Origin of the sequence: Burkholderia sp. BCC0322, assembly GCF_902833045.1 — a bacterium.
Classification (GTDB): domain Bacteria; phylum Pseudomonadota; class Gammaproteobacteria; order Burkholderiales; family Burkholderiaceae; genus Burkholderia.
This window is the reverse complement of the sequence record NZ_CADFDU010000005.1, coordinates 142,585-166,594: the sequence shown is the minus strand read 5'-3', so window position 1 is coordinate 166,594 and position 24,010 is coordinate 142,585. Positions and strand designations below refer to the sequence as shown.

At 68.3% G+C, this 24,010-nt stretch carries 22 protein-coding genes and 1 pseudogene; 8 read left to right on the top strand and 15 right to left on the bottom strand.

What is annotated here, in order from left to right:
* Window positions 1–84 precede the first annotated feature (84 nt).
* Window positions 85–390, bottom strand: coding sequence for a hypothetical protein (locus HWX39_RS16820; RefSeq protein WP_175969126.1), 306 nt, complete (start codon window positions 388–390; stop codon window positions 85–87).
* 3 nt (window positions 391–393) lie between these two features.
* Here HWX39_RS16820 and HWX39_RS16815 point away from each other — a divergent pair, with 3 nt between their 5' ends.
* Window positions 394–2,142, top strand: a complete 1,749-nt coding sequence (locus HWX39_RS16815; RefSeq protein ID WP_175969125.1) for a cholesterol oxidase substrate-binding domain-containing protein — start codon at window positions 394–396, stop codon at window positions 2,140–2,142.
* Between the two features lie 80 nt (window positions 2,143–2,222).
* On the opposite strand, the gene HWX39_RS16810 is transcribed toward HWX39_RS16815, so the two are convergent.
* Window positions 2,223–2,924 (bottom strand): TetR/AcrR family transcriptional regulator, encoded by a 702-nt coding sequence (locus HWX39_RS16810; protein WP_175969124.1) that lies wholly within the window; start codon window positions 2,922–2,924, stop codon window positions 2,223–2,225.
* A 52-nt stretch (window positions 2,925–2,976) separates the two neighbouring features.
* Here HWX39_RS16810 and shc point away from each other — a divergent pair, with 52 nt between their 5' ends.
* Window positions 2,977–5,031: a squalene--hopene cyclase gene (gene shc / locus HWX39_RS16805; RefSeq protein ID WP_175969123.1), complete on the top strand. Its 2,055-nt coding sequence runs from the start codon at window positions 2,977–2,979 to the stop codon at window positions 5,029–5,031.
* A gap of 25 nt (window positions 5,032–5,056) precedes the next feature.
* On the opposite strand, the gene HWX39_RS16800 is transcribed toward shc, so the two are convergent.
* Together HWX39_RS16800 and HWX39_RS16795 are read right to left on the bottom strand one after the other, a co-directional pair.
* A complete protein-coding gene (locus HWX39_RS16800; protein WP_175969122.1) occupies window positions 5,057–5,719 on the bottom strand; it encodes an ankyrin repeat domain-containing protein in 663 nt (220 codons plus the stop codon).
* Window positions 5,720–5,761: 42 nt separating this feature from the next.
* On the bottom strand, window positions 5,762–6,619 hold the full coding sequence (locus HWX39_RS16795; protein WP_175969121.1) for a helix-turn-helix transcriptional regulator: 858 nt from the start codon (window positions 6,617–6,619) through the stop codon (window positions 5,762–5,764).
* 271 nt (window positions 6,620–6,890) lie between these two features.
* Between HWX39_RS16795 and HWX39_RS16790 the strand changes: the two genes are divergently transcribed.
* The 3 genes from HWX39_RS16790 (at window position 6,891) to HWX39_RS16780 (ending at window position 9,474) form a co-directional block, all read left to right on the top strand.
* The gene (locus HWX39_RS16790) at window positions 6,891–8,009 is read left to right on the top strand and encodes a polyamine ABC transporter substrate-binding protein (protein ID WP_175969120.1); all 1,119 of its coding nucleotides are present in this window, start codon (window positions 6,891–6,893) and stop codon (window positions 8,007–8,009) included.
* Between the two features lie 77 nt (window positions 8,010–8,086).
* Window positions 8,087–8,458, top strand: a complete 372-nt coding sequence (locus HWX39_RS16785) for a cupin domain-containing protein (RefSeq protein ID WP_175969119.1) — start codon at window positions 8,087–8,089, stop codon at window positions 8,456–8,458.
* Window positions 8,459–8,586: 128 nt separating this feature from the next.
* Window positions 8,587–9,474, top strand: a complete 888-nt coding sequence (locus tag HWX39_RS16780; RefSeq protein ID WP_175969118.1) for a LysR substrate-binding domain-containing protein — start codon at window positions 8,587–8,589, stop codon at window positions 9,472–9,474.
* Window positions 9,475–9,486: 12 nt separating this feature from the next.
* On the opposite strand, the gene HWX39_RS16775 is transcribed toward HWX39_RS16780, so the two are convergent.
* The 5 genes from HWX39_RS16775 to ampC form a co-directional block, all read right to left on the bottom strand.
* On the bottom strand, window positions 9,487–10,173 hold the full coding sequence (locus tag HWX39_RS16775; protein ID WP_175969117.1) for an HAD family hydrolase: 687 nt from the start codon (window positions 10,171–10,173) through the stop codon (window positions 9,487–9,489).
* 141 nt (window positions 10,174–10,314) lie between these two features.
* Window positions 10,315–12,456: a phospholipase C, phosphocholine-specific gene (locus HWX39_RS16770; protein WP_175969116.1), complete on the bottom strand. Its 2,142-nt coding sequence runs from the start codon at window positions 12,454–12,456 to the stop codon at window positions 10,315–10,317.
* Between the two features lie 37 nt (window positions 12,457–12,493).
* Window positions 12,494–12,754 carry a hypothetical protein gene (locus tag HWX39_RS16765; RefSeq protein ID WP_175969115.1) on the bottom strand — a complete coding sequence of 87 codons (261 nt, stop codon included), beginning with the start codon at window positions 12,752–12,754 and terminating at the stop codon, window positions 12,494–12,496.
* Window positions 12,755–12,766: 12 nt separating this feature from the next.
* A complete protein-coding gene (locus tag HWX39_RS16760) occupies window positions 12,767–14,884 on the bottom strand; it encodes a hypothetical protein (protein WP_175969114.1) in 2,118 nt (705 codons plus the stop codon).
* Window positions 14,885–15,047: 163 nt separating this feature from the next.
* Window positions 15,048–16,217, bottom strand: a complete 1,170-nt coding sequence (gene ampC, locus HWX39_RS16755; protein ID WP_175969113.1) for a class C beta-lactamase — start codon at window positions 16,215–16,217, stop codon at window positions 15,048–15,050.
* Window positions 16,218–16,585: 368 nt separating this feature from the next.
* On the opposite strand from ampC, the gene HWX39_RS16750 reads away from it, so the two are divergent.
* The gene (locus HWX39_RS16750) at window positions 16,586–16,942 is read left to right on the top strand and encodes a hypothetical protein (protein ID WP_244135027.1); all 357 of its coding nucleotides are present in this window, start codon (window positions 16,586–16,588) and stop codon (window positions 16,940–16,942) included.
* Here the strand turns inward: HWX39_RS16750 and HWX39_RS36285 are convergent.
* Together HWX39_RS36285 and HWX39_RS16745 are read right to left on the bottom strand one after the other, a co-directional pair.
* Window positions 16,909–17,171, bottom strand: a pseudogene (locus HWX39_RS36285) (alpha/beta hydrolase); the annotation flags it as partial. The gene HWX39_RS16750 and the pseudogene HWX39_RS36285 overlap by 34 nt on opposite strands.
* A gap of 28 nt (window positions 17,172–17,199) precedes the next feature.
* Complete coding sequence (locus HWX39_RS16745) at window positions 17,200–17,682, bottom strand: hypothetical protein (protein ID WP_175969386.1); 483 nt, start codon at window positions 17,680–17,682, stop codon at window positions 17,200–17,202.
* Window positions 17,683–18,093: 411 nt separating this feature from the next.
* Here HWX39_RS16745 and HWX39_RS36660 point away from each other — a divergent pair, with 411 nt between their 5' ends.
* The gene (locus tag HWX39_RS36660; RefSeq protein ID WP_006767081.1) at window positions 18,094–18,228 is read left to right on the top strand and encodes a hypothetical protein; all 135 of its coding nucleotides are present in this window, start codon (window positions 18,094–18,096) and stop codon (window positions 18,226–18,228) included.
* 218 nt (window positions 18,229–18,446) lie between these two features.
* Window positions 18,447–19,115, top strand: a complete 669-nt coding sequence (locus HWX39_RS16740) for a class I SAM-dependent methyltransferase (protein ID WP_244135026.1) — start codon at window positions 18,447–18,449, stop codon at window positions 19,113–19,115.
* 108 nt (window positions 19,116–19,223) lie between these two features.
* Here HWX39_RS16740 and HWX39_RS16735 read toward each other — a convergent pair whose 3' ends face one another.
* From HWX39_RS16735 to HWX39_RS16720, 4 genes are all read right to left on the bottom strand, one after another.
* Window positions 19,224–19,433: a hypothetical protein gene (locus tag HWX39_RS16735; protein ID WP_175969111.1), complete on the bottom strand. Its 210-nt coding sequence runs from the start codon at window positions 19,431–19,433 to the stop codon at window positions 19,224–19,226.
* A 146-nt stretch (window positions 19,434–19,579) separates the two neighbouring features.
* Window positions 19,580–20,767, bottom strand: a complete 1,188-nt coding sequence (locus tag HWX39_RS16730; RefSeq protein ID WP_175969110.1) for a beta-propeller fold lactonase family protein — start codon at window positions 20,765–20,767, stop codon at window positions 19,580–19,582.
* A 127-nt stretch (window positions 20,768–20,894) separates the two neighbouring features.
* Complete coding sequence (locus tag HWX39_RS16725) at window positions 20,895–22,409, bottom strand: M81 family metallopeptidase (protein ID WP_175969109.1); 1,515 nt, start codon at window positions 22,407–22,409, stop codon at window positions 20,895–20,897.
* A 168-nt stretch (window positions 22,410–22,577) separates the two neighbouring features.
* Window positions 22,578–24,002, bottom strand: a complete 1,425-nt coding sequence (locus HWX39_RS16720; RefSeq protein WP_175969108.1) for an aldehyde dehydrogenase family protein — start codon at window positions 24,000–24,002, stop codon at window positions 22,578–22,580.
* Between the last annotated feature and the right edge of the window lie 8 nt (window positions 24,003–24,010).

The following is a 24,010-nucleotide window of genomic DNA, read 5'->3' as shown; positions in this document are numbered from 1 at the left end:
TACACAGCCTATCGTCAATCAATTTTAAACTTCGGCCGGGTTTATTTAAAAAACCGAAACATGGGAATTAATATTCACGTGAAATCATTTTTTATCGACCGTCGCGGCTAGCGCTTCGCCGCACGCGATTTCGTCGAATCTCCGTATCTGCTTGCCGCCAGAACGGGCCGACGGCCAATTGAAGAAATCGCCCGGCGGTTTTTCGATTTCCTTTTGGACGTCCGTGGCGATGCGCGGCCGCGCATTGCCGAACGCACCGTCTTTTTCAATCCCGGCCTGCCAACGCGCAACGCTTTTCACGCGCCGCGCCTGCTCGAATTGCCATACGAGTCTCAACGCGTCATTTGTCGTCTTTCCGATCTGCAAAACAATTCCGAAAAATTGGAGCACACCATGAGTCACGACTTCCGAGACGAACCTGCGCCGCGTCGCGCCTTCCTGGCCGACATGGCGAAGCTCGCGGCGGCCGGCATCGTCACCGGCTGGACACCGCTCTATCAGATTGCGGCGCACGCGCGGACGGCCGGCGACACGCCGCCCGGCTTCCCGGCCGACATCCCGCTTTACAAGCAGGCGTTCCAGAACTGGAGCGGCGAGATCGCCGTGCAGGACGTATGGACCGCCGCGCCGCGCTCCGCCGACGACGTCGTCGCGGCGGTCAACTGGGCGCGCGCAAACGGCTACCGGATACGCCCGCGCGGCTACATGCACAACTGGTCGCCGTTGACGCTGGACCCGGGCGCGGGCGCCGCGAACCTCGTGCTGCTCGATACGACGAAGTCGCTGACGGCCGTCTCCGTCGACACGACGGCGCGTCCGGCGCGCGTCACCGCCCAGACGGGCGTCTCGCTGGAGTCGCTGCTCGCGACGCTCGAGCAATATGGCCTCGGCGTGATTGCCGCGCCCGCACCGGGCGACATCACGCTCGGCGGCGCGCTCGCGATCGACGCCCACGGCACCGCCGTGCCGGCGGCCGGCGAAACCTTGCAACCGGGCCAGACCTACGGCTCGCTGAGCAATCTCGTGGTCGCGCTCACCGCGGTCGTGTTCGATCCGGCCCGGCAGCAATACGTGCTGCGCCGGTTCGAGCGCAGCGATCCCGAGATCGGCGCGTTCCTCGCGCACATCGGGCGCGCGTTCATCGTCGAAGTCACGCTGACGGCAGGCCCGAACCAGCGGCTACGCTGCCAGAGCTACGTCGACATTCCGGCATCCGAACTGTTTGCCCCGGCCGGCGCGACGGGCCGCACGATCACGTCGTTTCTCGACGCCTCGGGCCGGGTGGAAGCCATCTGGTTCCCGTTTACGACCAAGCCGTGGCTCAAGGTCTGGACGCCGACGCCCAGCAAGCCGTTCCTGTCGCGCGCCGTCACGCAGCCGTACAACTATCCGTTCTCCGATTCGATCTCGCAGTCCATCTCGGATCTCGTCAAGCGGATCGTGATCGGCGGCGAAGGCGGATTGACGCCGCTGTTCGGCCAGACGCAGCTGGCCATCACGACGGCCGGTCTCGCACTCACGCTCAGCGGGGACATCTGGGGCTGGTCGCGCACCGTGCTGCAGTACATTCGACCGACGACGCTGCGCGTCACCGCGAACGGCTACGCGGTACTGGCGCGGCGCGCCGACGTGCAGCGCGTGATCAGCGAATTCGTGCAGTTCTATCAGAACCGCGTCGACACGTACAAGGCGCGCGGCGAGTATCCGATGAACGGTCCCGTCGAGATCCGTGTCACCGGTCTCGACAAGCCGGCCGATGCCGGCGCGGGCGCGGTCGTGCCCGCCTTGTCCGGACTCAAGCCGCGCCCCGACCGGCCGGAATGGGATACCGCCGTGTGGTTCGATATCCTGACGTTGCCGGGCACGCCGGCCGCCGGTCGCTTCTATCGCGAGATCGAGCAATGGATGCTCGCGAACTACACCGGCTCGTATGCGACGGTGCGCCCGGAATGGTCGAAGGGCTGGGCCTATACCGACGCGGCCGCCTGGCAAGACGACACGATGCTCACCACCACGATTCCGAACCTGCATCGTGAAGGCCAGCCGGCGTCGAGCAACTGGGATACGGCGCGCGCGACCCTCGAACGCTACGACCCGCACCGGATCTTCCGGTCGCCGCTGCTCGACCGGCTGATGCCGTAGCGATCCCGGCGGAAGCCGGCGGCGCGCACTGGCCGACAGTCGCGCGCTCGCCGGGGCGGCCAGGCGCCGCGACACATGCATCACGCGGCGCCGTCGCGCCCCTTCGGAAACACGCCGCGGCTCATCGCGTCGAGTTGCCGAACGATCTCCGCGCGCAACTCGGCCGACACCTCGATGCTGTCGAGCAGTTTCGAGATCCACAGCCCGTCGGCGGCGAGCCGGCAAATCATCAAGGTCGCGGCCTGCTCGAGCGGCACCGGGTCGGGCCGCGTCCATTCGCGCATCGGCACCGACCATCGCTCGCGCGTGTCCTGGTCGGTAATCATCGACGCAACCAGCACGCGCAGCACATCCGTGCTCGCAGCCGGATGCGACTCGTCGAGCACCGCGTGCACGTACGCCCGCGCCGCCGCACCGGCGCCGCCGGCATCCGCCGCCACCCGCGCGGCCATCTGCGCGGCGAACCGCTCGGTCGCCTGACCGAACAGCGCATCCAGCAACCCCTGCTTGTTCGCGAAGTGATATTGCAGCGCGCCCTTCGTCACGCCGGCGCGCTCGGCCACCGCGTCGAGCGTCAACGCGGCCACGCCGTGATGTGTCGCGATTTCCGATGCGGCCGCCAGCAACTGCGCGCGCACCTGGTCAGGCGCTTTTTTTCGACGCACGCCGGCGGTGGCGGCAGCCGGCGCCGACGATGCCTCGGGCGCCCGCGCACCGGCCGTTCCAGCCGGTTCGACGGGCGCGGACGCAGCGTGCGGCGCAGGTTCGAGGTGTTTTTTCATGGTGCGGATGGTAGCACCCGGCGTCTCGATATAAACATTCCGGCTGGATGGTATGATCCGCCGCATGACGACATCCACCGCCTCCCCCTGGTCCGCGCTCGATACCGCCATCGCCCGCGGACGCGACGCCCTCGTGCGTCTCCAGCAGCCCGACGGCAGCTGGTGTTTCGAACTCGAATCCGACGCGACGATCACCGCGGAATACATCCTGATGATGCATTTCATGGACAAGATCGACGACATCCGCCAGGAGAAGATGGCGCGCTACCTGCGCGCGAACCAGCGGCTCGACACACACGGCGGCTGGGCGCTGTACGTCGACGGCGATCCGGACGTGTCGTGCAGCGTGAAGGCGTACTTCGCGCTGAAGGCGGCCGGCGACAGCGAGCATGCGCCGCACATGATCCGCGCGCGCGACGCGATCCTGAAACTCGGCGGCGCGGCACGCTCGAACGTGTTCACGCGCATCCTGCTCGCGACGTTCGGCCAGGTGCCGTGGCGCGCGACGCCGTTCATGCCGATCGAATTCGTGCTGTTCCCGAAGTGGGTGCCGATCTCGATGTACAAGGTCGCGTACTGGGCGCGCACGACGATGGTGCCGCTGCTCGTGCTGTGTTCGCTGAAGGCGCGCGCCCGCAATCCGCGCAACGTCTCGATCCGCGAGCTGTTCGTCACGCCGCCGGACGAGGAGCGCCACTACTTCCCGCCCGCGCGCGGCATGCGCAAGCTGTTCCTCGCGCTCGATCGCACGGTGCGTCACGTCGAGCCGCTGATGCCGAAGCGCCTGCGGCAGCGCGCGATCCGCCACGCCGAGGCGTGGTGCGCGGAGCGCATGAACGGCGAGGACGGGCTCGGCGGCATCTTCCCGCCGATCGTGTATGCCAATCAAATGATGCAGGTGCTCGGCTACCCGGACGATCACCCGCATCGTCGCGACTGCGACGATGCGCTGGAAAAGCTGCTGGTCACGCGGCCCGACGGGAGCATGGTTTGCCAGCCGTGCCTGTCGCCGGTGTGGGATACCGCGTGGAGCACGATGGCGCTCGAGCAGGCGCGCGGCGTGGCGGTGGCGGAAGACGGCGAGCCCGGCGACGCACGGCGCGTACTCGACGAGCGCATCGCGCGCGCCTACGACTGGCTGGCCCAACGCCAGGTGAACGACCTGCGCGGCGACTGGATCGAGAACGCGCCGGCCGACGTCCAGCCGGGCGGATGGGCGTTCCAGTACGCGAACCCGTACTACCCCGACATCGACGACACGGCGGTCGTCACCGCGATGCTCGATCGCCGCGGCCGTACGCATTGCAACGCGGACGGCACGAACCCGTATGCGCCGCGCGTCGCGCGCGCGCTCGACTGGATGCGCGGGCTGCAATCGCGCAACGGCGGCTTCGCGGCGTTCGACGCCAACTGCGACCGCATGTACCTGAACGCGATCCCGTTCGCCGATCACGGCGCGCTGCTCGATCCGCCGACCGAGGACGTGTCGGGCCGCGTGCTGCTGTGCTTCGGCGTGACGAAACGCGCGGACGAACGCGCATCGCTCGCGCGCTGCATCGACTACGTGAAGCGCACGCAGCAGCCCGACGGCAGCTGGTGGGGCCGCTGGGGCACGAACTACATCTACGGTACGTGGAGCGTGCTGGCCGGCCTCGCGCTTGCCGGCGAGGACAAGTCGCAGCCGTATATCCAACGCGCGATCGAATGGCTGCGCTCACGGCAGCATGCGGACGGCGGCTGGGGCGAGACGAACGACAGCTACATCGACCCGAAGCTGGGCGGCACCAATGGCGGCGAGAGCACGTCGAACTTCACCGCGTGGGCGCTGCTCGCGCAGATGGCGTTCGGCGACTGCGAATCCGATTCGGTGAAGCGCGGCATCGCATATCTGCAGTCGGTCCAGCAGGAAGACGGCTTCTGGTGGCACCGCTCGCACAACGCGCCGGGCTTTCCGCGCATCTTCTACCTGAAGTATCACGGCTATACCGCGTACTTCCCGCTGTGGGCGCTGGCGCGCTATCGGCGGCTGGCGGGCGCAGCGGCGGCGCGGGCTTCGGCCGCGCGCGGTGCCGCGGCGGTCGCCGCACCGGACACGGCGGTCGCCTGAGCGCTCACGTGGCGGCGCAAGGCCGTCACACGAAGCCCTCGTCGACGAGCGTACAACCCTGCGCCGTGATCTCGTGCCGCTGGCCCGAGCCCCCGGCCACGCGGCTCCAGCTGTCGGACACGAGCACGGCCGCGGCGCCGTCGTTGCGCAGCGCATAGCCGAACCCGCCATACATGCCCGGCACCGCGAACCATGCGCGTTCGGCCTGCCCATCGAGTTCAAGCAGCGGCTCGAGTTCGGGCAGGCGCAGCGCGTCGACGCGCAAGTGTGCGATGCGGCCGAGAATCATCTCGTGGAAGTGGCGCTGGATGTCGCGCAGCGTTGCGTCGGGTACGAAGCGCCGCGGCTGCGGCGTCAGCAGATCGACGAGATGTCGATGCCCGCGCCGCTCGGCAAGATCGACCGGGCGCGCACCCTGTGCATTGCGCAGCATGCGTGATGCACCGAGCTGCAACAGCTCGACGACAACCTGTTTCGGTGCGCCGCCGCAGGCCGCCTGATGCAGCGGCGTATCGCGCGACGTGCCGCCCAGCCGCGTCGCGTTGACGAGCCTCGACTGTTTCGCCACGAGATCCAGCATCGTCGCCCAGTCGCCGTTGCGCGCCGCATCGGCCAACGCGTGCCGGCGTGCGACCTCGGCTTCGTCGAGCACGTCGGCGCCCGTGATCCCATCCCATGTGATGCTCAATCGGCTCTCCTCGTGTTTCGCGCCGGCGCTATCGTAGCGCGATCACGCAATGCCGCTCCGGGTAGACGACGCATCGAGCACGTCATGATCCAGCAGCAGGTTCAGAAGCTGGCGGCGTGATTCGATGCCGAGCTTCGCAAACGCGCGCCGCGCGTAGGTGTCGATCGACGACGGCCGGATGCCGAGTTCATGCGCGATGTCCTGCGTCTTCCTGCCGCGAATGAGCCGCGCGCACACCTCCGATTCGCGGGACGTCAGCTTCCCGAACACGTCGCTCAAGCGCTGCGCGGCACCGCTTTCCTGCGCGCGCGGCGCATCCGCGCCCGCATCGGCCCGGCGGTCGCCGACGATGCGCCGATGCGCGACCGCCAGCGGTAACACGATCAGCGCGACATGCCGGACGATGCTCAGCTCCTTCAGCGAAAACGCCGGCAGCCGTCGCGCGCGGCACACCGACAGCGCATAGGTCAGCTCGTCCACGTGATAGGTGACCACGCACTCGTCGTGGATGTCCTCGGTGTCGTAAAACGCGCGCCGGATCTCGGGGTTCAGCCGCAGCGTCGAAAGCTGCAGCAACTGCGTGTCGCGTTCGCCGCGGATGCAGTCGAACGTCGTGTCGATCCGCGCGAAATCGCGGTAATAGCGCGTCATCGTGCGCTCGATCTGGTCCGGATAGGTGCCGTAGCTGCCGATCCAGCCGACCCGGCGATCGTGCAGCGATTCGTCCTCGTAATCGAGGTGAATGGAATCGCAATCGACGATGCGCGTCAGGTTCTCGAACACGACCGCGACGAAATCCGGCGAGCCGATCGCGGCGGCCACGGCCGACAGCGCGTCGGACATGAACACGAGCTGGCCCAGCTGGATATCGATCGTCGCGTCGGCGTCACGGTCGGTCATACGATGCACGGAAGAATGGGACGCTTACCGTTACCACGCCAAAAGTGCGCTGCCAATTCCCTCGCACGGATTTCCGGCGCATGCCGCGGTACCGCTGTACGGATTTCATGGACAGACACGCCAACCGCCGCCGCATACAGTCATCCCCGAGATTCGGCGAGGCCCGCCGGTGCGCACACGCAGCGCAGCAAGCCGCCGCGAGCCTCATCGACCGACCCGCGGCGCGCATGCGCGATGCAGCGCCCGCCCTCGTTTCGAAAAGGGAGTGATCATGATCGTCCGCGTTTTCCGTCTCGCCTTCCCGGTTGCGATCGCAGCCGCTGCCTGTTTCGCGCCGCCGGCGGCGATGCCCGCCCATGCTGCGGATGCCGAACTGAACGTCTACAACTGGTCCGAGTACATCGCGAAAACCACGATTCCCGACTTCCAGAAGCAAACGGGCGTTCACGTCCGCTACGACGTCTACGACAGCGACGACACGCTGCAGTCGAAGCTGCTGGCCGGCAGCTCCGGCTACGACATCGTGGTGCCGACCTCGAACTACATGGCGAAACAGATCCAGGCCGGCGTGTACCAGAAGCTCGACAAATCGAAGCTGCCGAACCTCGCGAACCTCGATCCCGCGCTGATGAAGAAGATCGCGGAATCCGATCCCGGCAACCAGTACGGCGTGCCGTGGGCCTACGGCACCGACGGGGTCGGCTACAACGTGCAGGCGGTCAGGAAAGCGCTCGGCGACGGCGCGCCGCTCGACAGCTGGGCACTGGTGTTCGATCCGGCCAACGTGTCGAAGCTGAAGAGCTGCGGCGTGTCGTTCCTCGATGCGCCGGACGACGTGTTCGCCGCCGCGCTCCAGTACCTCGGGAAAGACCCGAACAGCAAAAGCCCCGCCGATTATCAGACGGCGTTCGAGATGCTCAGGAAGGTGCGCCCGTACATCACGCAGTTCAACTCGTCGGGTTACAACAACGACCTCGCGAACAACGACGTCTGCGTCGTGCTGGGCTGGTCGGGCGACGTCAGCGTCGCGCGCCGCGAAGCGATCGCGGCGAAACGCGGCTACGAGATTCGTTATGCGAACCCGAAGGAGGGCGGCATCCTGTGGTTCGACGTGATGGCCATTCCGAAGGACGCGCCGCATCCGGAAGCCGCGTTGCAATGGATCAACTACATCGAGGATCCGAAGGTCAACGCGGACATCACCAACGAGATCTACTATCCGAGCGCGAACAAGGCGGCCCATCAGTACGTGACGCCGGCCGTCGCGCACGATCCGAATGTCTATTTGCCCGCCGACGTGCTCGACAGGATGACGCTCTCGAAGCCGCGCCCGGCGGACATCGCGCGGCTCGAGAACCGGCTGTGGCAACAACTGAAAACCGGCAACTGACCCGCCCGGCCGCAAGTATGAAATCATGCGAACGCGCCGTCGGCGCGTTCATTTCAACTCGACGAAGCAGGCCCATCATGATCGACGTTTCATCCATTACCGACGCGCTCATCCCGAGCGGCGAGCCGACGCAGTACCGCGTGTCGCCCGACAAGCTGATTGCGGGCGATCCGCTGCAAACGCTCACGCCGGGTTTCGCGAGCCCGTGCGGCCGTTTCTCGACCGGCATCTGGGAAAGCACGCCCGGTTGCTGGCACGTCGCCTACACGGAAGCGGAATACTGCGAGATCCTGGCAGGCACGTCCGTGATCACCGACACGGAGGGAAACCGGAAGACCGTTCGCGCAGGCCATCGCTTCGTGATTCCGCCGGGTTTTCGCGGCACCTGGGAAGTCGTCGAACACACGCGGAAGATCTTCGTCGCGTACGACGAGCAGCCGCCCGAATAAGCGGCGCCGGCGTGCGGCGCACCGCGCGCGCAACATCACGCCCCAATTCGCCACGCATTTCCACGTCAATGACACGGCGCTGACACACGCGGCCGGTAAGTTCCGCTCGTCTCGTCCCGTGTGCCGCCATGCTTGCCCTGCTTCTCGCCGCCTTCTACGAAACCGCCCGCCAGGGAAGCGTGACCGCAGCCGCGAAGCGCCTCGACGTGAGCCAGCCGACGATCACGTCGCGCATCCAGCAGCTCGAACGCCATTACGGCGTCGAGCTGTTCCATCGCCGCGGCAACCGGCTCGATCTCAGTGACGCGGGCGCGTCGCTGATGCCGATGATCGGCCAGATGCTGCAGATGGAGAACGATATCGATTTCGCGCTGCGCAACGAGCGCGAACTGCAGACCGGCAACCTGCGCGTCGGCACGACCGGCCCGTTCTACATCCTGCCCGCGATCGCCGCGTTTCGCCGCCAGTATCCGGCCGTGAAGATCAGCATCGAGATCGGCAACTCGCAGCAGGTGCTCGACGCGCTCGTCGATTTCCGCTGCGACGTCGCCGTGTCGTCGCAACGCGACGACGATCCGCGTTTCGTGCGGCATACGATCGCGAACGATCCGCTCGTGCTGGTCGTGCATCGTTCGCACCGGCTCGCCGCGCGCGAGTCGGTCGCGCTCGCCGCGCTGGCCGGCGAGACGCTGCTGCTGCGCGAGAGCGGCTCGCGCACGCGCGCGCTGATGGAGCACGTGCTGAAGCACGCGGGCATCGGGCTGCCCGCGAACGCGATCGAGCTCGGCAGTCGCGAAGCGATCCGCGAAGCCGTGCGGCACGACATGGGCTGCACGCTGATGCCGCGCGGCGAGGTCGGCGCGCATCCGGAACTGCGCGCGGTCGCGTTCGACGACAATCTGCCGCCGATGCACGAATACCTGTACTACCTCGACGCGCGCGCCGGCACGCGGCTGATTACCGCGTTCATGGCCAACGTCGAACGCCACGACGGGCGCACGCAGGCCGGCGCGTGACGGTACGCGCGTTCACGCCGTTTCGAACAGCTCCACGATCCGCCAGCCGCGTGCCGTCGCCAGCGCGCGCAGCCGCTCGTCCGGATTCGTCGCGACCGCGTCGGTGACGCGCTCGAGCAGCGGGATGTCGTTGTGCGAATCGCTGTAGAACCAGCTGCGCTCGAAGTCGGACCACGCGAGCCCGAGCGACGCGAGCCATGTGTCGGTACGCACGACCTTCCCTTCCCGGTAGCTCGGCACGCCGGACGGACGCCCCGTATAGCGCGAATCGGGCCGCCCGTCGACGGTTTCGAGCTCGCACGCGATCAGCGCATCGATGCCGAACGCACGCGCGATCGGCCGCGTGATGAACGCGTTCGTCGCGGTGACGACGCAGCACAGGTCGCCGCGAGAGCGATGATGACGCACGAGGTCGAGCGCGGCCGGCGAGATCGCGGGCCGCACGACGTCGGCCATGAAACACGCATGCCAGTGCGCGAGCCGTGCCCGCGAATGGCGCGCGAGCGGCGCGAGCATATTGCGCAGATGCGCGTGGATGTCGAGCGTGCCGGCCGCGTAGCCGGCCGAGAACGCGGCGTCGATGCGCGCGAATTCAGCCGCGTCGACCAGGCCGTGCTCGACCATGAAGTGGCCCCAGGCCTGGTCGCTGTCGAACGGAATGAGGGTGAAGTCGAGATCGAAAAGCGCGAGTTGCGTCATCGAATGAAGCGTCGTGTGAACAGGAATGAATGAAAAACGCGCGGCCCCGTCGAATCGAGGCCGCGCACAAAAAGCCGCCGGCGCGGGTCGGCGCGCCGGCGGCAACCGGTGATGCGACGCCGGCCGCGCGGCCGGCGCCGGTCAGCTGGACACGCCCATCGCCGGATCGCTGATGCTGTCCTTGCCGGTCTCGACGCGGCCCGCGAAGCGGCGCATGAGACCGTTCTCGGCCGTCAACGTGAAGTCGTACCAGCCGCTCGACGCGGCGAGCGTCCAGTACGGCTCGACCTGCATCCCGGCCGGCACCGCGTAGTACCACGGGCCGTCGGTGCGGTACGCGTTCGACGTGACCGTGACCTGGCTCGCCGCGTTGCCGACGTTCATGATCGTCAGGTACACGGCGTCGTTCGCCGGGTCGTAGCACACGCGGATTTCCGGCACGGGCCCGCTCGCGGCCTTCGCGACGTTGCCCTGGAATTCGCGCAGGAAGCCGTTCGGCCCGAGCACCCACAGGTCGTAGTTGCCCGCATCGTCGGCCACCGCGCGCCACGAATCCGACAACTGCTTGCCCGCTTCGACCGTATAGCGGCGCGGCACGCGATCGAGATGCAGCTTGTCGTACACATGGAACACCGCACCGGCCGTGCCGGTATTGCTGAACGTGAGCCACACCAGCCCGCCCGACACATCGGCGCTCGCGCTCGTGTGCAGTTCGTACGGCAGCGCACGCGACGCGCGCGTACCGGCCGGCTGCGTCGGCATCTGCTGCGTGCCGACCGACGGCACCGGCACCGCGCCTAGCAGGCTTTGCTGCACGTGCTGCGCATCGGCCGCGGCCTTGGTCGGCGCCGGGAGCGACGTCGTCGGGTTGCCGTTCGGGTTCTTGAAGTTGAAGGCCGACGTCAGGTCGCCGCACACCGCGCGACGCCACGGGCTGATGTTCGGCTCCTGCACGCCGAAGCGCTTCTCGATGAAGCGCAGCACCGACGTATGGTCGAACACCTCGGAGTTGACCCAGCCGCCCGTGCTCCACGGCGACACCACGAACATCGGCACGCGCGGGCCTGGCCCGTACGGGCGGCCGTCCGGCGCGAGCGGCGACGCATCGCCGGGCGGGTTCGGCACGGTGAAGTACTCGTACTGCGTGGTCACGGTCGACTTGCCCGCATACGTGCCGTCCGCGTTGCGCGACGGCGCGTTCGGCGGCGGCATGTGATCGAAGAAGCAGTCGTTCTCGTCGTAGTTCACGATGAGCACGGTCTTGCTCCACACGTCGGGGTTCGCGGTCAGCGTGTCGAGCAGGCGCTGCAGGTAGTACGCGCCCTGCCCCGGCGTCGATGCACCCGGATGCTCGCAGTACGCCGTGGGCGACACGATCCAGCTCACCTGCGGCATCCGGTTCGCCGCGATGTCGTCGGCGAGCGACTGCAGGAAGCCGCCGTCGGGCATCGTGTTGCCGATCCCCTTGTACAGCGGCGACAGCGCTTCCATCGCCGGCGTATAGGGCGCATTCGGCGAACCCGGCACCGTCTCGTTGACCTTGCGGAACGCCGCGAAACCCGCGAGCGGGTTGTCCGTGTAGTTGTCCGGCATGTTCTGGTAGACCTTCCAGCTCACGCCGGCCGCCTGGAGGCGCTCCGGGTAGGTCGTCCAGGTCAGGCCCGTCTTCGACGAACCGAGGCCGTCCCAGCCGTCGTTGTTCACGACGGCCACGTTCGACGATGCCGTCGGGCCGTTCGTGCCGGTCCACAGGAAAATCCGGTTCGAGTTGGTGCCGCCGTGCAGCGAGCAGTGATACGCATCGCACAGCGTGAACGCGTTCGCCAGCGCGAAATGGAACGGCAGGTCGGACTGCCGCAGGTAGCCCATCGACGCGTCGCCCTTCGACGCGGGCCACGCGGTCATCCGGCCGTTGTCCCACGCCGAGTGCGAATCGGTCCACGAGTGCGTGCCGCCGACGAGCAGCGCATTGCCCTTCGTGCTGTCGAGGTAGAACGGCAGCACCGGGCGCTTGCCGTCGCTCTGCTGCCACACGGGCGACCCGCCCGGCTGCGGGATCGTCACGCGATCGCCGAAGCCGCGCACGCCGGGCATCGTGCCGAAGTAGTGGTCGAACGAGCGGTTTTCCTGCATGAAGATCACGATGTGCTGCACGTCGTTGATCGTGCCGGTCTGGTTGTTGGCCGGAATCGCCAGTGCGCGCCGGATCGCCGGCGGGAACATCGAGAAGGCCGTGCCGGCGGCGGCGGCACGGAGAAACGAACGGCGGTCGATGGAAGTCATGGTCGAGAAGGTAGGTCGTCCCGGAAAGCCGCGCGCGTCACGGCGCGCAGCGCAGCTGCGAGTTCAGCGACGGCGATTGCAGCGCGGCCGTGCCCGACGCGGGGCACGGGCCGGCGCCCGGCGCCACGACGATCGGCACGGGGGCGCTCGCGCCGCCCGCGCCTGCCGGCGCGGCATTCGCCTTCGCGACACTGGCGGCCGTGCCGCCCGAATCGTCGCCGCCACAGCCGGCGACCAGCGCGCTCAGCACACAGGCGGCGAGCGCGACGCGCACGCGGCGCAGGTTCGTCAGGTTCATGTCGGCACTCCGTCAGTGAAGGATCGTCGACAGCGGCTTGCCCGAGCCCGCGATCGACTGCAGTTCGGCTTCGGTCACGACGCGGTTCCACATCGCGACGTCGGAGAAGCTCTCGACGTTCGGCTTGACCGTCGTGCACGCGTTGACCGTGTAGCCGCCGCTGTAGTGGCTCGCAGGGTACCCGCACGCGAGCATGTGGTACTGGCCCGTGCCGTCCTCGTTCACGCCGAACGTCTTCGTGCCGAGGCCCGGCAGCGCGGCCACCGACACCGTGAGCGGCGTGCTCTGCTTCTGCTCGCCGAGCACCGGGTCGAACGTGTAGGCGGTCATCGTCTTGCCGACCGTGTCGATCACGAACGCCGCATACACCCACTGGTTCGCCGTCACGCTCATCGTCTTCAGGTCGTTGCGGGTGCTGCCGTCGCCCGCGTTGTACTGGATGTTGCAGGTGCCCGACGGCGCGCCCGATGCCTGCGGGAACAGCCCGATCGCGAGGCCCGCGTTCTTGCCGCTCTGCCAGTTCTTGTTCGCGAACACCGGCGTGCCGAAGCCGACCACGTCGGTACACGGCGTCTTCAGCCACATGCCGATCGTGAACTGCGCCTGCGTCGCGATATCGGCGTTCTGCACGAGCTTGTAGCCGTCGTAGCCGTTCGTGTCGACGGTCTGCGTCGTCACCTGCAGCGCCTGCCCGCCGAACGGATCGGCGGTGAGCGAGCCGCCGTTCGCGGCGGCCGAAAACGGGCCCATCGTCGTCGCGCTCAGTGCATCGACGGCCGGCAGCGCACCGAACGGATAGTACGACGCAAGACCGTTCTTCAGCGTCGCCGCGAGCGGCGGCGGCGGCGGGGGCGGCGGCACGTACGCGATCTGCGCGATGCTGCCGACCGGTGCGCCGCCCGCCGTCACCACGTAGTCGACGCTGTAGGTGCCGGCCGCGGTCAGGCCGAGATTGCTGTCGGTATAGGTCATCGTGCCGGCCGGCAGCGTCGCGATCGGCTGGCCCGCGCGGTACACCGCGATCGCACCGCTCGCGGGCGCGGCCCACGTCAGCACGACGCCATGGCCATCGGCACTCGTCGCGCCGGCGAGCTGCGACACCGGCTGCGTGCCGATCAGTTCGCCGCCGTCCATTTCATACGCGGACGGTGCGGGCAGCGCGCCGAGCTGCGCGAGCACGGTCGGCGCGATATCGGCGATGCTGGCGCGCGTGTGCAGGTCGGCCAGCGACGCCGGCTGCGCGGCGCTGCCCAGCCGCCCGTTGTCGGCCTGGTTCATCGCGATGAAGGTCGTCGATTCGGACAGCAGCGGCAGGCCGTCGCTGCCGCCGGCCGCGTTCAGGCCGTGGCCGCCGGTCACGACGACCAGCCAGTTCTCGTTGTTGCGTTTCGCGGTTTCGGCGACGAGCGCGCCGACGGCCGCGTCGAGCTGATGCAGCGTGTTCGCGTACGCCGACGCGCCGAGGCCGTAGTTCAGCGCGGCATCCTGCGCCGAGTGGTACTGCGCGACGACGAGCGAGTAGCCCTGCTGGATCATCGCGGCGCCTTGCTGCGTGACGCAGCTGTCGACCGCCGCGCAGTTCGCGAGCGTGTCGAGGCTGCCCGCGTTGCGCCCGGCGGTCAGCAGCGACGCGAGCGCCGGCGACCCGACGGCCGCGCCGAGCAGGCCCGCGTTCGCGGTCTTCAGCGTGTCGAAGGCGGTCGGCGCCTGCAGCGCCTGGTTCGGTGCGTCGGACAGCACCTGGTGACGGTTGCCCCACGCGCCGGTGAGCAGCGTGGCCCAGCTCGGCGTGTCGAGGTTCGGCTGCTGCGACAGCAGGCCGTTGACGCCGCCGCTGTACGCGGGCGCGGCGTGCAGCTTCGCGAGATTCGGCAGCGTGCCGCCCGCGATGCCGGCCTGCAGCGCCGCATAGGTGACGCCGTCGATCTCGATCACGAGCGCGCGGTTCGCGACCTGCTGGCCCGGCGGGTTGCCGCCGTTGCCCGTGCCGTTATCGGTGCCGCCGGACCCGCCGGCCGCGTTCGCCGACGCGCCTGCCGCGCCCGTTCCATCCATGTTGCCGCCGCACGCGCCGAGCGCGCCGACCAAGGTCAGCCCGCACAGCAGCCGCGCGAGAGTGGTCTTCCGCATGTTCCCCCCTGACTGGACTATCCGGACACGCCCGGAGATCTGCCCGGATTCTGCTCAGGGGATGCGATGCACGTATTTCGTTTTGCAGAAGCGTGCCGATACAGGTATCGGTTTTTTTGGGGAGAGCCGGCCAGGTGGAACGGCCGGCTCGTCGGTGGAAACGTTACCGCCTGCCGTCGAGCGCCGCGAGGATCCCGTACGCGGCCTTCACGCGGTCCTCGTTCGGATAGCTGCGGTTCGCGAGCATCACGATCGCGATCCGCTTCGACGGGACGAACGCGACATAGGTACTGAAGCCGTTGGTCGAGCCCGTCTTGTTGATCCACGTATCCGCGCTCGGCGCGAGCGGCGGCTTGATCGCGGCGGCCGGCAACCCGTCGCGCAGCATCTTCATCGAGTTGCCTTCGAGCAGCGTCGGCAGCGCGACCGGATACGGATACTGTTCCCAGATCAGGTCCTGCGTCAGCGGCCCCGCGCGGAAATAGCCGGTATGCGTGCGTTCGAGCGCGCGCTGCAGGCGCGGCGCGGTTCCGGTCAGCCCCATGTTCGCCTGCACGAAGCGCAGCAAATCGGCCGCCGTGGTCCGCACGCCGTACGCCGGCTGCCACAGCATGCCGCCCGTCATCCGGATGGGCTTGCCGTCCTGCGTATAGCCCTGCGCATAGTCGGCCTGGCGTGCTTCCGGCACGTTGATGTACGTGTGCGTCATGCAGAGCGCGGGAAAGAGCCGCTGCTCCATCAGCGCCGCGAAATCCTTGTGCATCGCCTTCGCGGTAAGCCACCCGAGCATGCCGACCGACACGTTCGAATAGGTCCGGTACGTACCCGGCGCATGCGCGGGCCGCCACGCGTCGAGATAGCGGATCAGGCCTGCGTCGTCGCGGATGCTGTCCGGCACCTGCACCGGCATGCCGCCGGACGTGTGCGTGCCGAGCTGCAGCAGCGTCAGGACACCGAACGGCTTGCCCTGCAGCGCGGGCAGGTACTTGGCAGCCGGGTCGGTGAGCGACAGTTCGCCGCCCTCCTGCGCGTCGGCCGCGAGTGTCGCGGTCAGTGTCTTGCTGACGGAGCCGATTTCGAACAGCGTATCGCCCGTGACGGGCTTGCCGGTTTGCGTCGACATCACGCCGTAGTCGAACACGTAGGGCTTGCCGTCGGCGACGATGCCGACCGCCATGCCGGGAATCGCATACTGCTTCATCAGCGGCGCGATGTGGCGGGTGACGGTGTCGTGGAGATCGTCCTGCGTGGCGGCGGCCGCGCGGCCGGCCGTGGCGGCGGCGCATGCGGCGACGAGCAGGGTCGCGGCGAAGCGTGTCGCGTTGAATCGCATGGTTGCGGTTCCCTTGATTTCTGATGGTTGTGTGGACAACGGATCCGGCCGCGCCACGCGGCAATCGCAGTGGCCGGCCTGCCGAAGCAGGACTATCCCCTGTCGGCACGCGGCGGACAATCGACGATATGTTGCGCGAGCCTAAAGAAAAACTAATGAGATACCCGAAGCCTTGCGTTACCGGACGCCATTCCGGGAACGCTCGCCGGTTTCCCGGAACAACCTGTCGGTGTTAACAGCATTCAATCCGACGGCCGAATCGCACCGCGTCGAAAATCGCTGAAAAAGAGATAAGTCTTGTCAGATCCGCATACGCCGGTACGCGGCGCGATCGAACGGGCATCCCGACGCGCGCGTGCACGGCGGCCATGGTCCTGCGCGGCTACGGACACCGCGCGGGCGCATTCGGCTTCGCCCGCGACGGCGCGCATTCCCGCCATCGCTACATCGACGAACTGCGACGGCACGCCGAGGTCGGTCATCCGGCGGCGATGGCCGCGTTATCGGGTTTCCTCTGCGACGGCCGCGACAAGTCGCACGACAACTACCGCGAAAGCGTGCGCTGGGTCATGGGGGCACAGGCCGTCGCACCCGACGACGCATACGTGCTCAACATGACGCGCGCGTGCCACGAGGACGGCATGCTCGGCAAGCTGTTGTACAAGCTGCACCGAAAGCAGATCAAGGCGCACGAGATTCCGGGCAGCGACAACGCGATGGTATGAACCCCGGGCGGCGAACGCGCGGGCCCACGGTCGGGCCGGATGAATTCATCGTGCTCGCCCGGCACGATCGTGACCGGCACGGCGATCGCCGCGAGATCCTGCGCGCTGTAATCGGTTGCGTGCGCATCGTTTCGCCGACCGCCGCTGCGAATGCGTCGACCCGGTCCGGCGTCGCGCACGGTTCCGCGTCGTCCTTGCGGTGCCGCGCGAAGCAGCGGAACAGGGCCGGTCGTGGCGCGGGCCGCGGCCGCAGCCGGTCAGGCCTGCGTCGACACCAGCCCGCCTGCCGTCGAGCCGCCCGCTTTCTCGATCGCCGCCGCCAGTTGCGAGACCGCGGTCGCGAGCGCGCCCGAGATCGCGCCGGCTTCCGCGCTCAGCGACTGCTGTTCGACCGCCGCGGCCGGATCGTCCTTCGCGCGCTGCGCCGCGCTCGCCATCTGGCGCTCGATCGTGGCCAGCTGTTTCTGCAGCCGGTCGATCAACGCTTTCAGTTGGGCGACCGCCGGGCTGTCCGACGATCCGCCCGATGCGCCGAGCGTTCCGCCGGTGGCGCCGGTCGAACCCTGCGTGCCGGTGGCGCCTGTCGTGCTGGTCGCACCGGTGGTATTCGTCGCGCCGTCGGTGGACGACGTTGCGGCGGCCGCGGCCGAGTGGGTCGCCGCGGCGCCCGACGACGTATTCGCGGTCAGGCCGCCGTCCGCCAGCGGGGCGCGCGTGGTCGTGGAGAAATCGATTTGCATCGTGTCGGTCCGTAAGTCGGTTGGGTCGGTAAACGAATCGTGACGGAGGCAGAAGCTGCCTTCCAACTCGTTTACGGCATTCGTCACACGAAACTTGAGTCTCGGGGCCGGACGGGATTGGCCGAAGATCGCCGCGTTTTCGCCGCGAAAGGGCCAGATTGGCGACACGGCGGCGCTGGTAAAATCGCCGGTTTGCCGCCCCGGATTCGCGCGCCGACCGCCGCCGGGCTCGCGCGCGACGCCGCCGGCCTCGGCTCCCGTCCTTCCGGGTTCGGCGCGCCACGCGCGTTGGCGCCGCGGTCGCGGCTTCGCGGTCGGCTTTTCCGTCCGCCGGCATGCCCCGCGCGCCGATTCGAGCGGCGAACGCCGTTCGGCGCGCACTCACTTCATCACGCATTCGAGGAACACACGATGGCCCGCATCGGCGCCTTCTGCATCACGACGTGGCTTGCCGCCGCGATTCTCTACTTCGGCCAGCACTCCGTCGCGATGATCGTGTTGAGCGGTGTCGTCGTCTTCGGCGGATTCGACCTGCTGCGTCCGTAAGCGCGCGTGGCGGCTCGCCCTGCGCAGCCGCGACGGCCGACTCGACTGTGATAGCCTCTCCCGCACCATCCATCACGCGCACGCCTCGCCGGCGAACGGGAGACAGGAACTTGAATCACGACCTGAACCGCCATCCAACGGCCCTCGCCTGCAAAGTGTGTTCGGCCCAGGCGCGCATCTGCGGCCTGGTCGATTTTTCGCGCTGCGGCGCCGATGTCATGGCCGGCAAGAAAGTCGACCCGTATGCCGGCATCCCGATCTACTACTACGCCTGCGAGCAATGCGGCTTCACGTGGGCGCCCGCGTTCGACGACTGGACGCACGACGATTTCGCGCAGCATGTGTACAACGCCGACTATGCGCGCCACGACCCCGATTATCTCGAGACCCGTCCGCAACAGCACGCCGACCTGATCTGCGGCAGTTTTCCGGAAATGCGCGAAGGCCGGATTCTCGACTTCGGCTCGGGGCTGGGCTTGCTGGAACGGAAGCTGTCGTCGCGCGGCTTCGCGGACGTCACCTCGTACGACCCGTTCTCGCACCCGGTTCCGCCCGAAGGCCGGTTCGATACGATCCTGTCGTTCGAAGTGTTCGAGCATCATCCGGCGCCGCTGGATCTCTTCGACCAGATCGAGCGCTACCGGAAGCCCGACGGCGCATTGCTGTTCCAGACGTCGCTGATCGACCGCGACATCATCGAACGCGGCATCGATCAGTGGTGGTACTGCGCGCCGCGCAACGGGCACATCTCGTTTCACACCACGCAATCACTGACGCTGCTCGCCCAACGCCACGGGCTCGAATACGGCGCGTTCAGCTCCGAGTTGCACGTCGTCTTCGATCGTGCGGCGACACCGCGCTGGCTCGACAGGTATCTCAAGCCGTAACGGCTTGCCGGCCCGCCGGCAAGCAACGAGCGCCGCGCGCATTCACGCGGCGTTTCACCGGCTGGCTCCCGCGCCTGCTGGCGCGGCATCACGCGGCACACGCCACCGTCAGCAGCCTGCGAACGGCGGCCCGTTGTTCAGCGTCACGCTGAAGCAGTCGATCGCGCCGCCCGTCCCGCCCGACGACAGGTAGCCGCCCGAGCCGTTGAAGTCGTAGCGCGGCGTGTTCGGCCCGACATTCAACCTCCCGAACGGCGCCATTGCGCCCAGGCTCACGTTGCCGGCGCAACCGGCATCCGCGTTGATTCGTTTAACCAACCAATCCGGCGTCAAGCGGCTTGGGGTGCAAACTCCCGCCATTTGTTACGTTGCAACGGCGGCTCATGGAAGGGGCACGGACGGGCGCCCGGCGAATCCGGGCGCCGCATGAACTAACGAAACCGAACGAGTCGATGCCGTGCGCGTCAGCGCGGCAACGTGCGCAACGAAGACGGCCCGCCCGTCAGCGCGATCCGCTTGCCCGTATCGTGCAGCTTGCCGCCTTCGACCGAATAGAGCGCGAGTTGCCGCTCGACGTTGAACTGCACGATCACGTGCCGGCTGTCGGCGGTGAACACGATGCCCTGCGCGGCTTCGCCGCCGGGCAGCTCGCTCACCTTCACGGCCTGCCCGTTGCGGATCTCGAACAGCAGCACCTTGCCGATCTTGTGGCGGCCCGGATTGTCGGGCGTCAGGTTCGAGCCGTCCATCGCCTGCACGGCGATCCACTTCCCGTTCGGCGAGATCGCGACGCCCTCCGGCAGCGACGGCACCGTCAGGTACTGGACCGTGCGGAACGGCACGCGCGACACGTCGATCAGCGCGACCGAATCGGCGTCGCCCGCCAGCGTGCCCGTATAGCCCGGCAGCCCCGCGAGCCCGACGTTGCTGACGACGGCCCAGCGGTTGTCGCTCGACACGTCGATCGTGTAAGGCGCGACGCCGGTGCTCAGGCGCGACCCGCTGTCGGTCACCTTGCCGTCGTCGACGTTCAGCACCGCGATGCCCTGCTCGTCGCGCAGCGACACGAGCGCATGCTTGCCGTCATGGGTGAAGCTGATCCCGGCCAGCCGCTTCTTGCCGATCTTCAGGTTGCCGTCGAGCGTCACGTTCGTGCCGTCGATGCGCAGGATCGACACGCTGCCGTCGACGTTCGCGACCAGCGCGAGCTTGCCCGAGCGGTCGATCGCGATCCCTTGCGGATGCGTGCCGAGCTCGATGCGCGCGATCGACGGCGGCGCGGCGTCGAGATTCACGACTTGCAGGAACGTGTCGAACACGAGCTGCTTCGCGACCGTGTCGTAGCGCGTCGGCGCGCCGACGAGCGCGAGCTTCGCGTCGGGCGTGATCGCGACCGCCTGGGGCGGCCCCTGGATGCCGTTCTCGACATCGACCTGCAGCGCGACCTTCGGCGGGAACGTGCTGGCGTCGAGCAGCGTCAGCGTGTCCGCGGGCGGCGCGGCCAGATAGGTGTCGCGGCCCTCGACGCGCTGGTACTTGCCGTCGTTGCCGGACACGATCCAATCGGCGGCATGGGCGGCAACGGCCGTCGTGGCGAGGGTCAGCGCGGCGAGCAGGCGCGCGCTGCGCGGGCGGAAAGGATTCGAATGCATGGCGGTCGGTTCTCCGGATCGGTTGCGGACGCAATGAATGGGCCGACCCAGCTGCTCGACGGGTCGACGCCACCGCATGATGCCCGAAAGCCGGCCAATCCGGCGTCCCGCGCCCGGTTCGTTTCCGTCAATCCGTCCGCTGCGTCCGCTGTGCGCCGGACGACGGCCACGCGTCGACATCGTCGAGCGGATACACGGGCCGCGCGAGCCGCTCGTAGCGGAACAGCCCGTAGTCGGAACCCGTCACGCCGCGGCTGTCGCACTCGACCAGCGCGGCCGCGATCGGCACGAACACCGGCCGGCAATACATCCGCGACTTCAGCAGCAGGAAGCGCGCGCGGCGCGGATCGACACCGACGCTCTCGAACACGCCGAGATCCCAGGGCTCCTGCGTACGCTCGCTGATGACCAGCGTGGCCGCGCCGATATCGAGCACGGCCGTGCGGCCCATGTACGCGCGCTGGCCCGTGTAAGTCGGCCCCGTGATCACGTATTCGCCGTCGGTGAGCGCGCGCACGATGCCGGTCGCGCGGAACGGCTCGCGCCGCACGCCGCCGTGCGACGGCAGGCGGTTGCCGACCGGTACCGTGACGCTCGCGCCGACCCCCGCGTCGATCAGCGCCGCGACGGCCTGCGGGTCGCACAGCGGCCCGCTGACGATGCCGTCGAGGCCGTGCGCGAGCGCGGCCTCGAGCAGGTCCATCGTGTCGCACGGGCCGCCCGACATGCAGTTGTCGCCGTGATCGAGCATCAGCACGGGGCGATCCGCGCCGCGCGCGAGCGCCGCAGCCTGCGCAACCGATTCGGCGAGCGGCGCACTGCGATAGACGAAATCGTCGCGCTCATCCCAGATCTGCCGTGCGATGCGCTCAGCCACCGCGTCGGCGGCGGCCCGGTCGCCATCGGCCACCACGACGACGCTGATGCACGGCGCGGGAATGTCCGCGAGCGAAAAGCCGGGCAGCACCGAGACGGCGAGCATCCCGTCGGCCTCGGCCGCGCGCGCGGCCTCCACCGCGCGCCGCATCGCGCCTTCCGCGCTTGCGCTGCGCAGCGTCGACGTCAGCAGCGGCGGCTGCCGCCACGCGAGCACGGCCCGCGCGCGGCCGTGCAGCCGGTCGAGCAGCACGCGTGCCGCATGCTCGCCGGTCTCGACCATGTCGACGTGCGGGTAGGTCTTGAAACTGACGATCACGTCCGCGTGATCGATCATCTTCTGCGTGACGTTCGCGTGCAGGTCGAGCGCGACCGCGATCGGTGCGCCGGGCAGCGCCGCGCGCACGCGCGCGAGCAGGTCGCCCTCGCCGTCCACGCTCTGCTCGGCGACCATCGCGCCGTGCAGGTCGAGCATCACCGCATCGCAGCCGGGCGCGGCCGCGACGATCGCGTCGCAGATCGCCGCATACGCGTCGGCCGCGACGGGCCCGCTCGGGTTCGCGGCCGCCGACACCGGCGTCACGATTTCAGCGCCCTCACGCTCGGCCGCATCGATGAACGCAGCCATCGCGGTGCGCATCCCGCGATTCGCGCGGTACGCGTCGTCGCCCCAGTCGGGGCCGGTGCGGCCGAACGCGGCGAGCGGCGTCGGCACCGGCGAGAACGTGTTGGTCTCGTGGTTCATCCGGGCGATCAGGATCTTCATCGCACGCGGCCCACCGCGCGCGCCACCGCGCCGCGCATGCGTTCGGTCGTCTCCGTCATCTCCGTCATCTGCATCGTCGAATTCCTCCCAATCGATCCATCGATGAACAGCGGTGCGGCGCCCTTTCCCGCAGGACGCCGCCGCCCGGTCAGCGCATCCGCGCGTCGCTCAAGCGTACCCCGTCGTGCCCTTCGTCTCCAGATACTCGACGAGGCCGAACTCCGCGTACTCGCGGCCGTTGCCCGAGCGCTTGTAGCCGCCGAACGGCGCGGCCGGGTTCCATGGCGGGTAGTTGATGTGGACATTGCCGACCCGCAGCCGCGCCGCGATCCGGCGTGCGCGTTCGAGATCCTTCGACTGCACGTAGCCCGCGAGCCCGTAGACCGAATCGTTCGCGAGCGCGACGGCCTCGTCCTCGGTGCGGTAGGTCATGATCGCGAGCACCGGCCCGAAGATTTCCTCGCGCGCGATCGTCATGTCCGGCGTGACGTTCGAGAACACCGTCGGCCGCACGTAGAAGCCGTCGCCGAGCCCGTCCGGCCGCCCGGGGCCGCCGGCGACGAGCGTCGCGCCTTCTTCGATTCCGAGCCGGATGAAGTGCTGGATGCGGTCGAACTGCGTGCGGCTGACCACCGGCCCGATGCCGGTTTCCGTCGAACGCGGATCGCCGACGACCGTGCGTTCCGCTTCCCGCCGCGCCGCCTGCTCGGCCTGCGCGAGATGGTCGACATGCACCAGCATGCGCGTCGGCGCATTGCACGACTGTCCGCTGTTGCTGAAGCAGCTGCGCACGCCGCGCGTGACCGCCTCCTCGATATCGGCGTCGGGCAGGATCAGGTTCGGGCTCTTGCTGCCGAGTTCCTGGTGCACGCGCTTCACGGTATCGGCGGCCGCCTTCGCGACCTCGACACCCGCGCGCGTCGACCCCGTGAACGACACCATGTCGACGTCCGGATGCCGCGACAGCGCGTCGCCCACCTCATGCCCGTAGCCGTGCACGAGGTTGAACACGCCGGGCGGCACGCCGGCTTTGTGCAGGATCTCCGCGAACAGGATCGCGCTGAACGGCGCGATCTCGCTCGGCTTGAGCACCATCGTGCAGCCGGCCGCGAGCGCCGGCGCGACCTTGCACACGATCTGGTTGATCGGCCAGTTCCACGGTGTGATCAGCGCGCACACGCCGATCGGCTCGTGCGACACCAGCAGCGCATCGGTCTGCGTGCTGAAACGGAACGACTGCAGCGCGCGGATCGTCTGCTCGAGGTGCGCGGTGCCGACCGCGGCCTGCGCTGAGCGCGCGAACGCGATCGGCGCGCCCATCTCCTGGCTGATCGTCTGCGCGACCTCCTCGTAGCGGCGCTGATAGATCTCGAGCACGCGCCGCAGCAGCGCGACGCGTTCGTCCACCGGCCAGCGCGAATACGTGTCGAACACCTGCTTCGCCGCGCCGACCGCGCGATCGACGTCGGCCGCGCCGCCGATCCTGAGCTGCGCATACGGCCGCGCGGTGCTCGGGTCGATCACGTCGATCGACTGCGCATCGGCCGGATCGAGCCACCGGCCGTCGATATAGGACTGTTGTGAAGTTCGCATCGCATGCT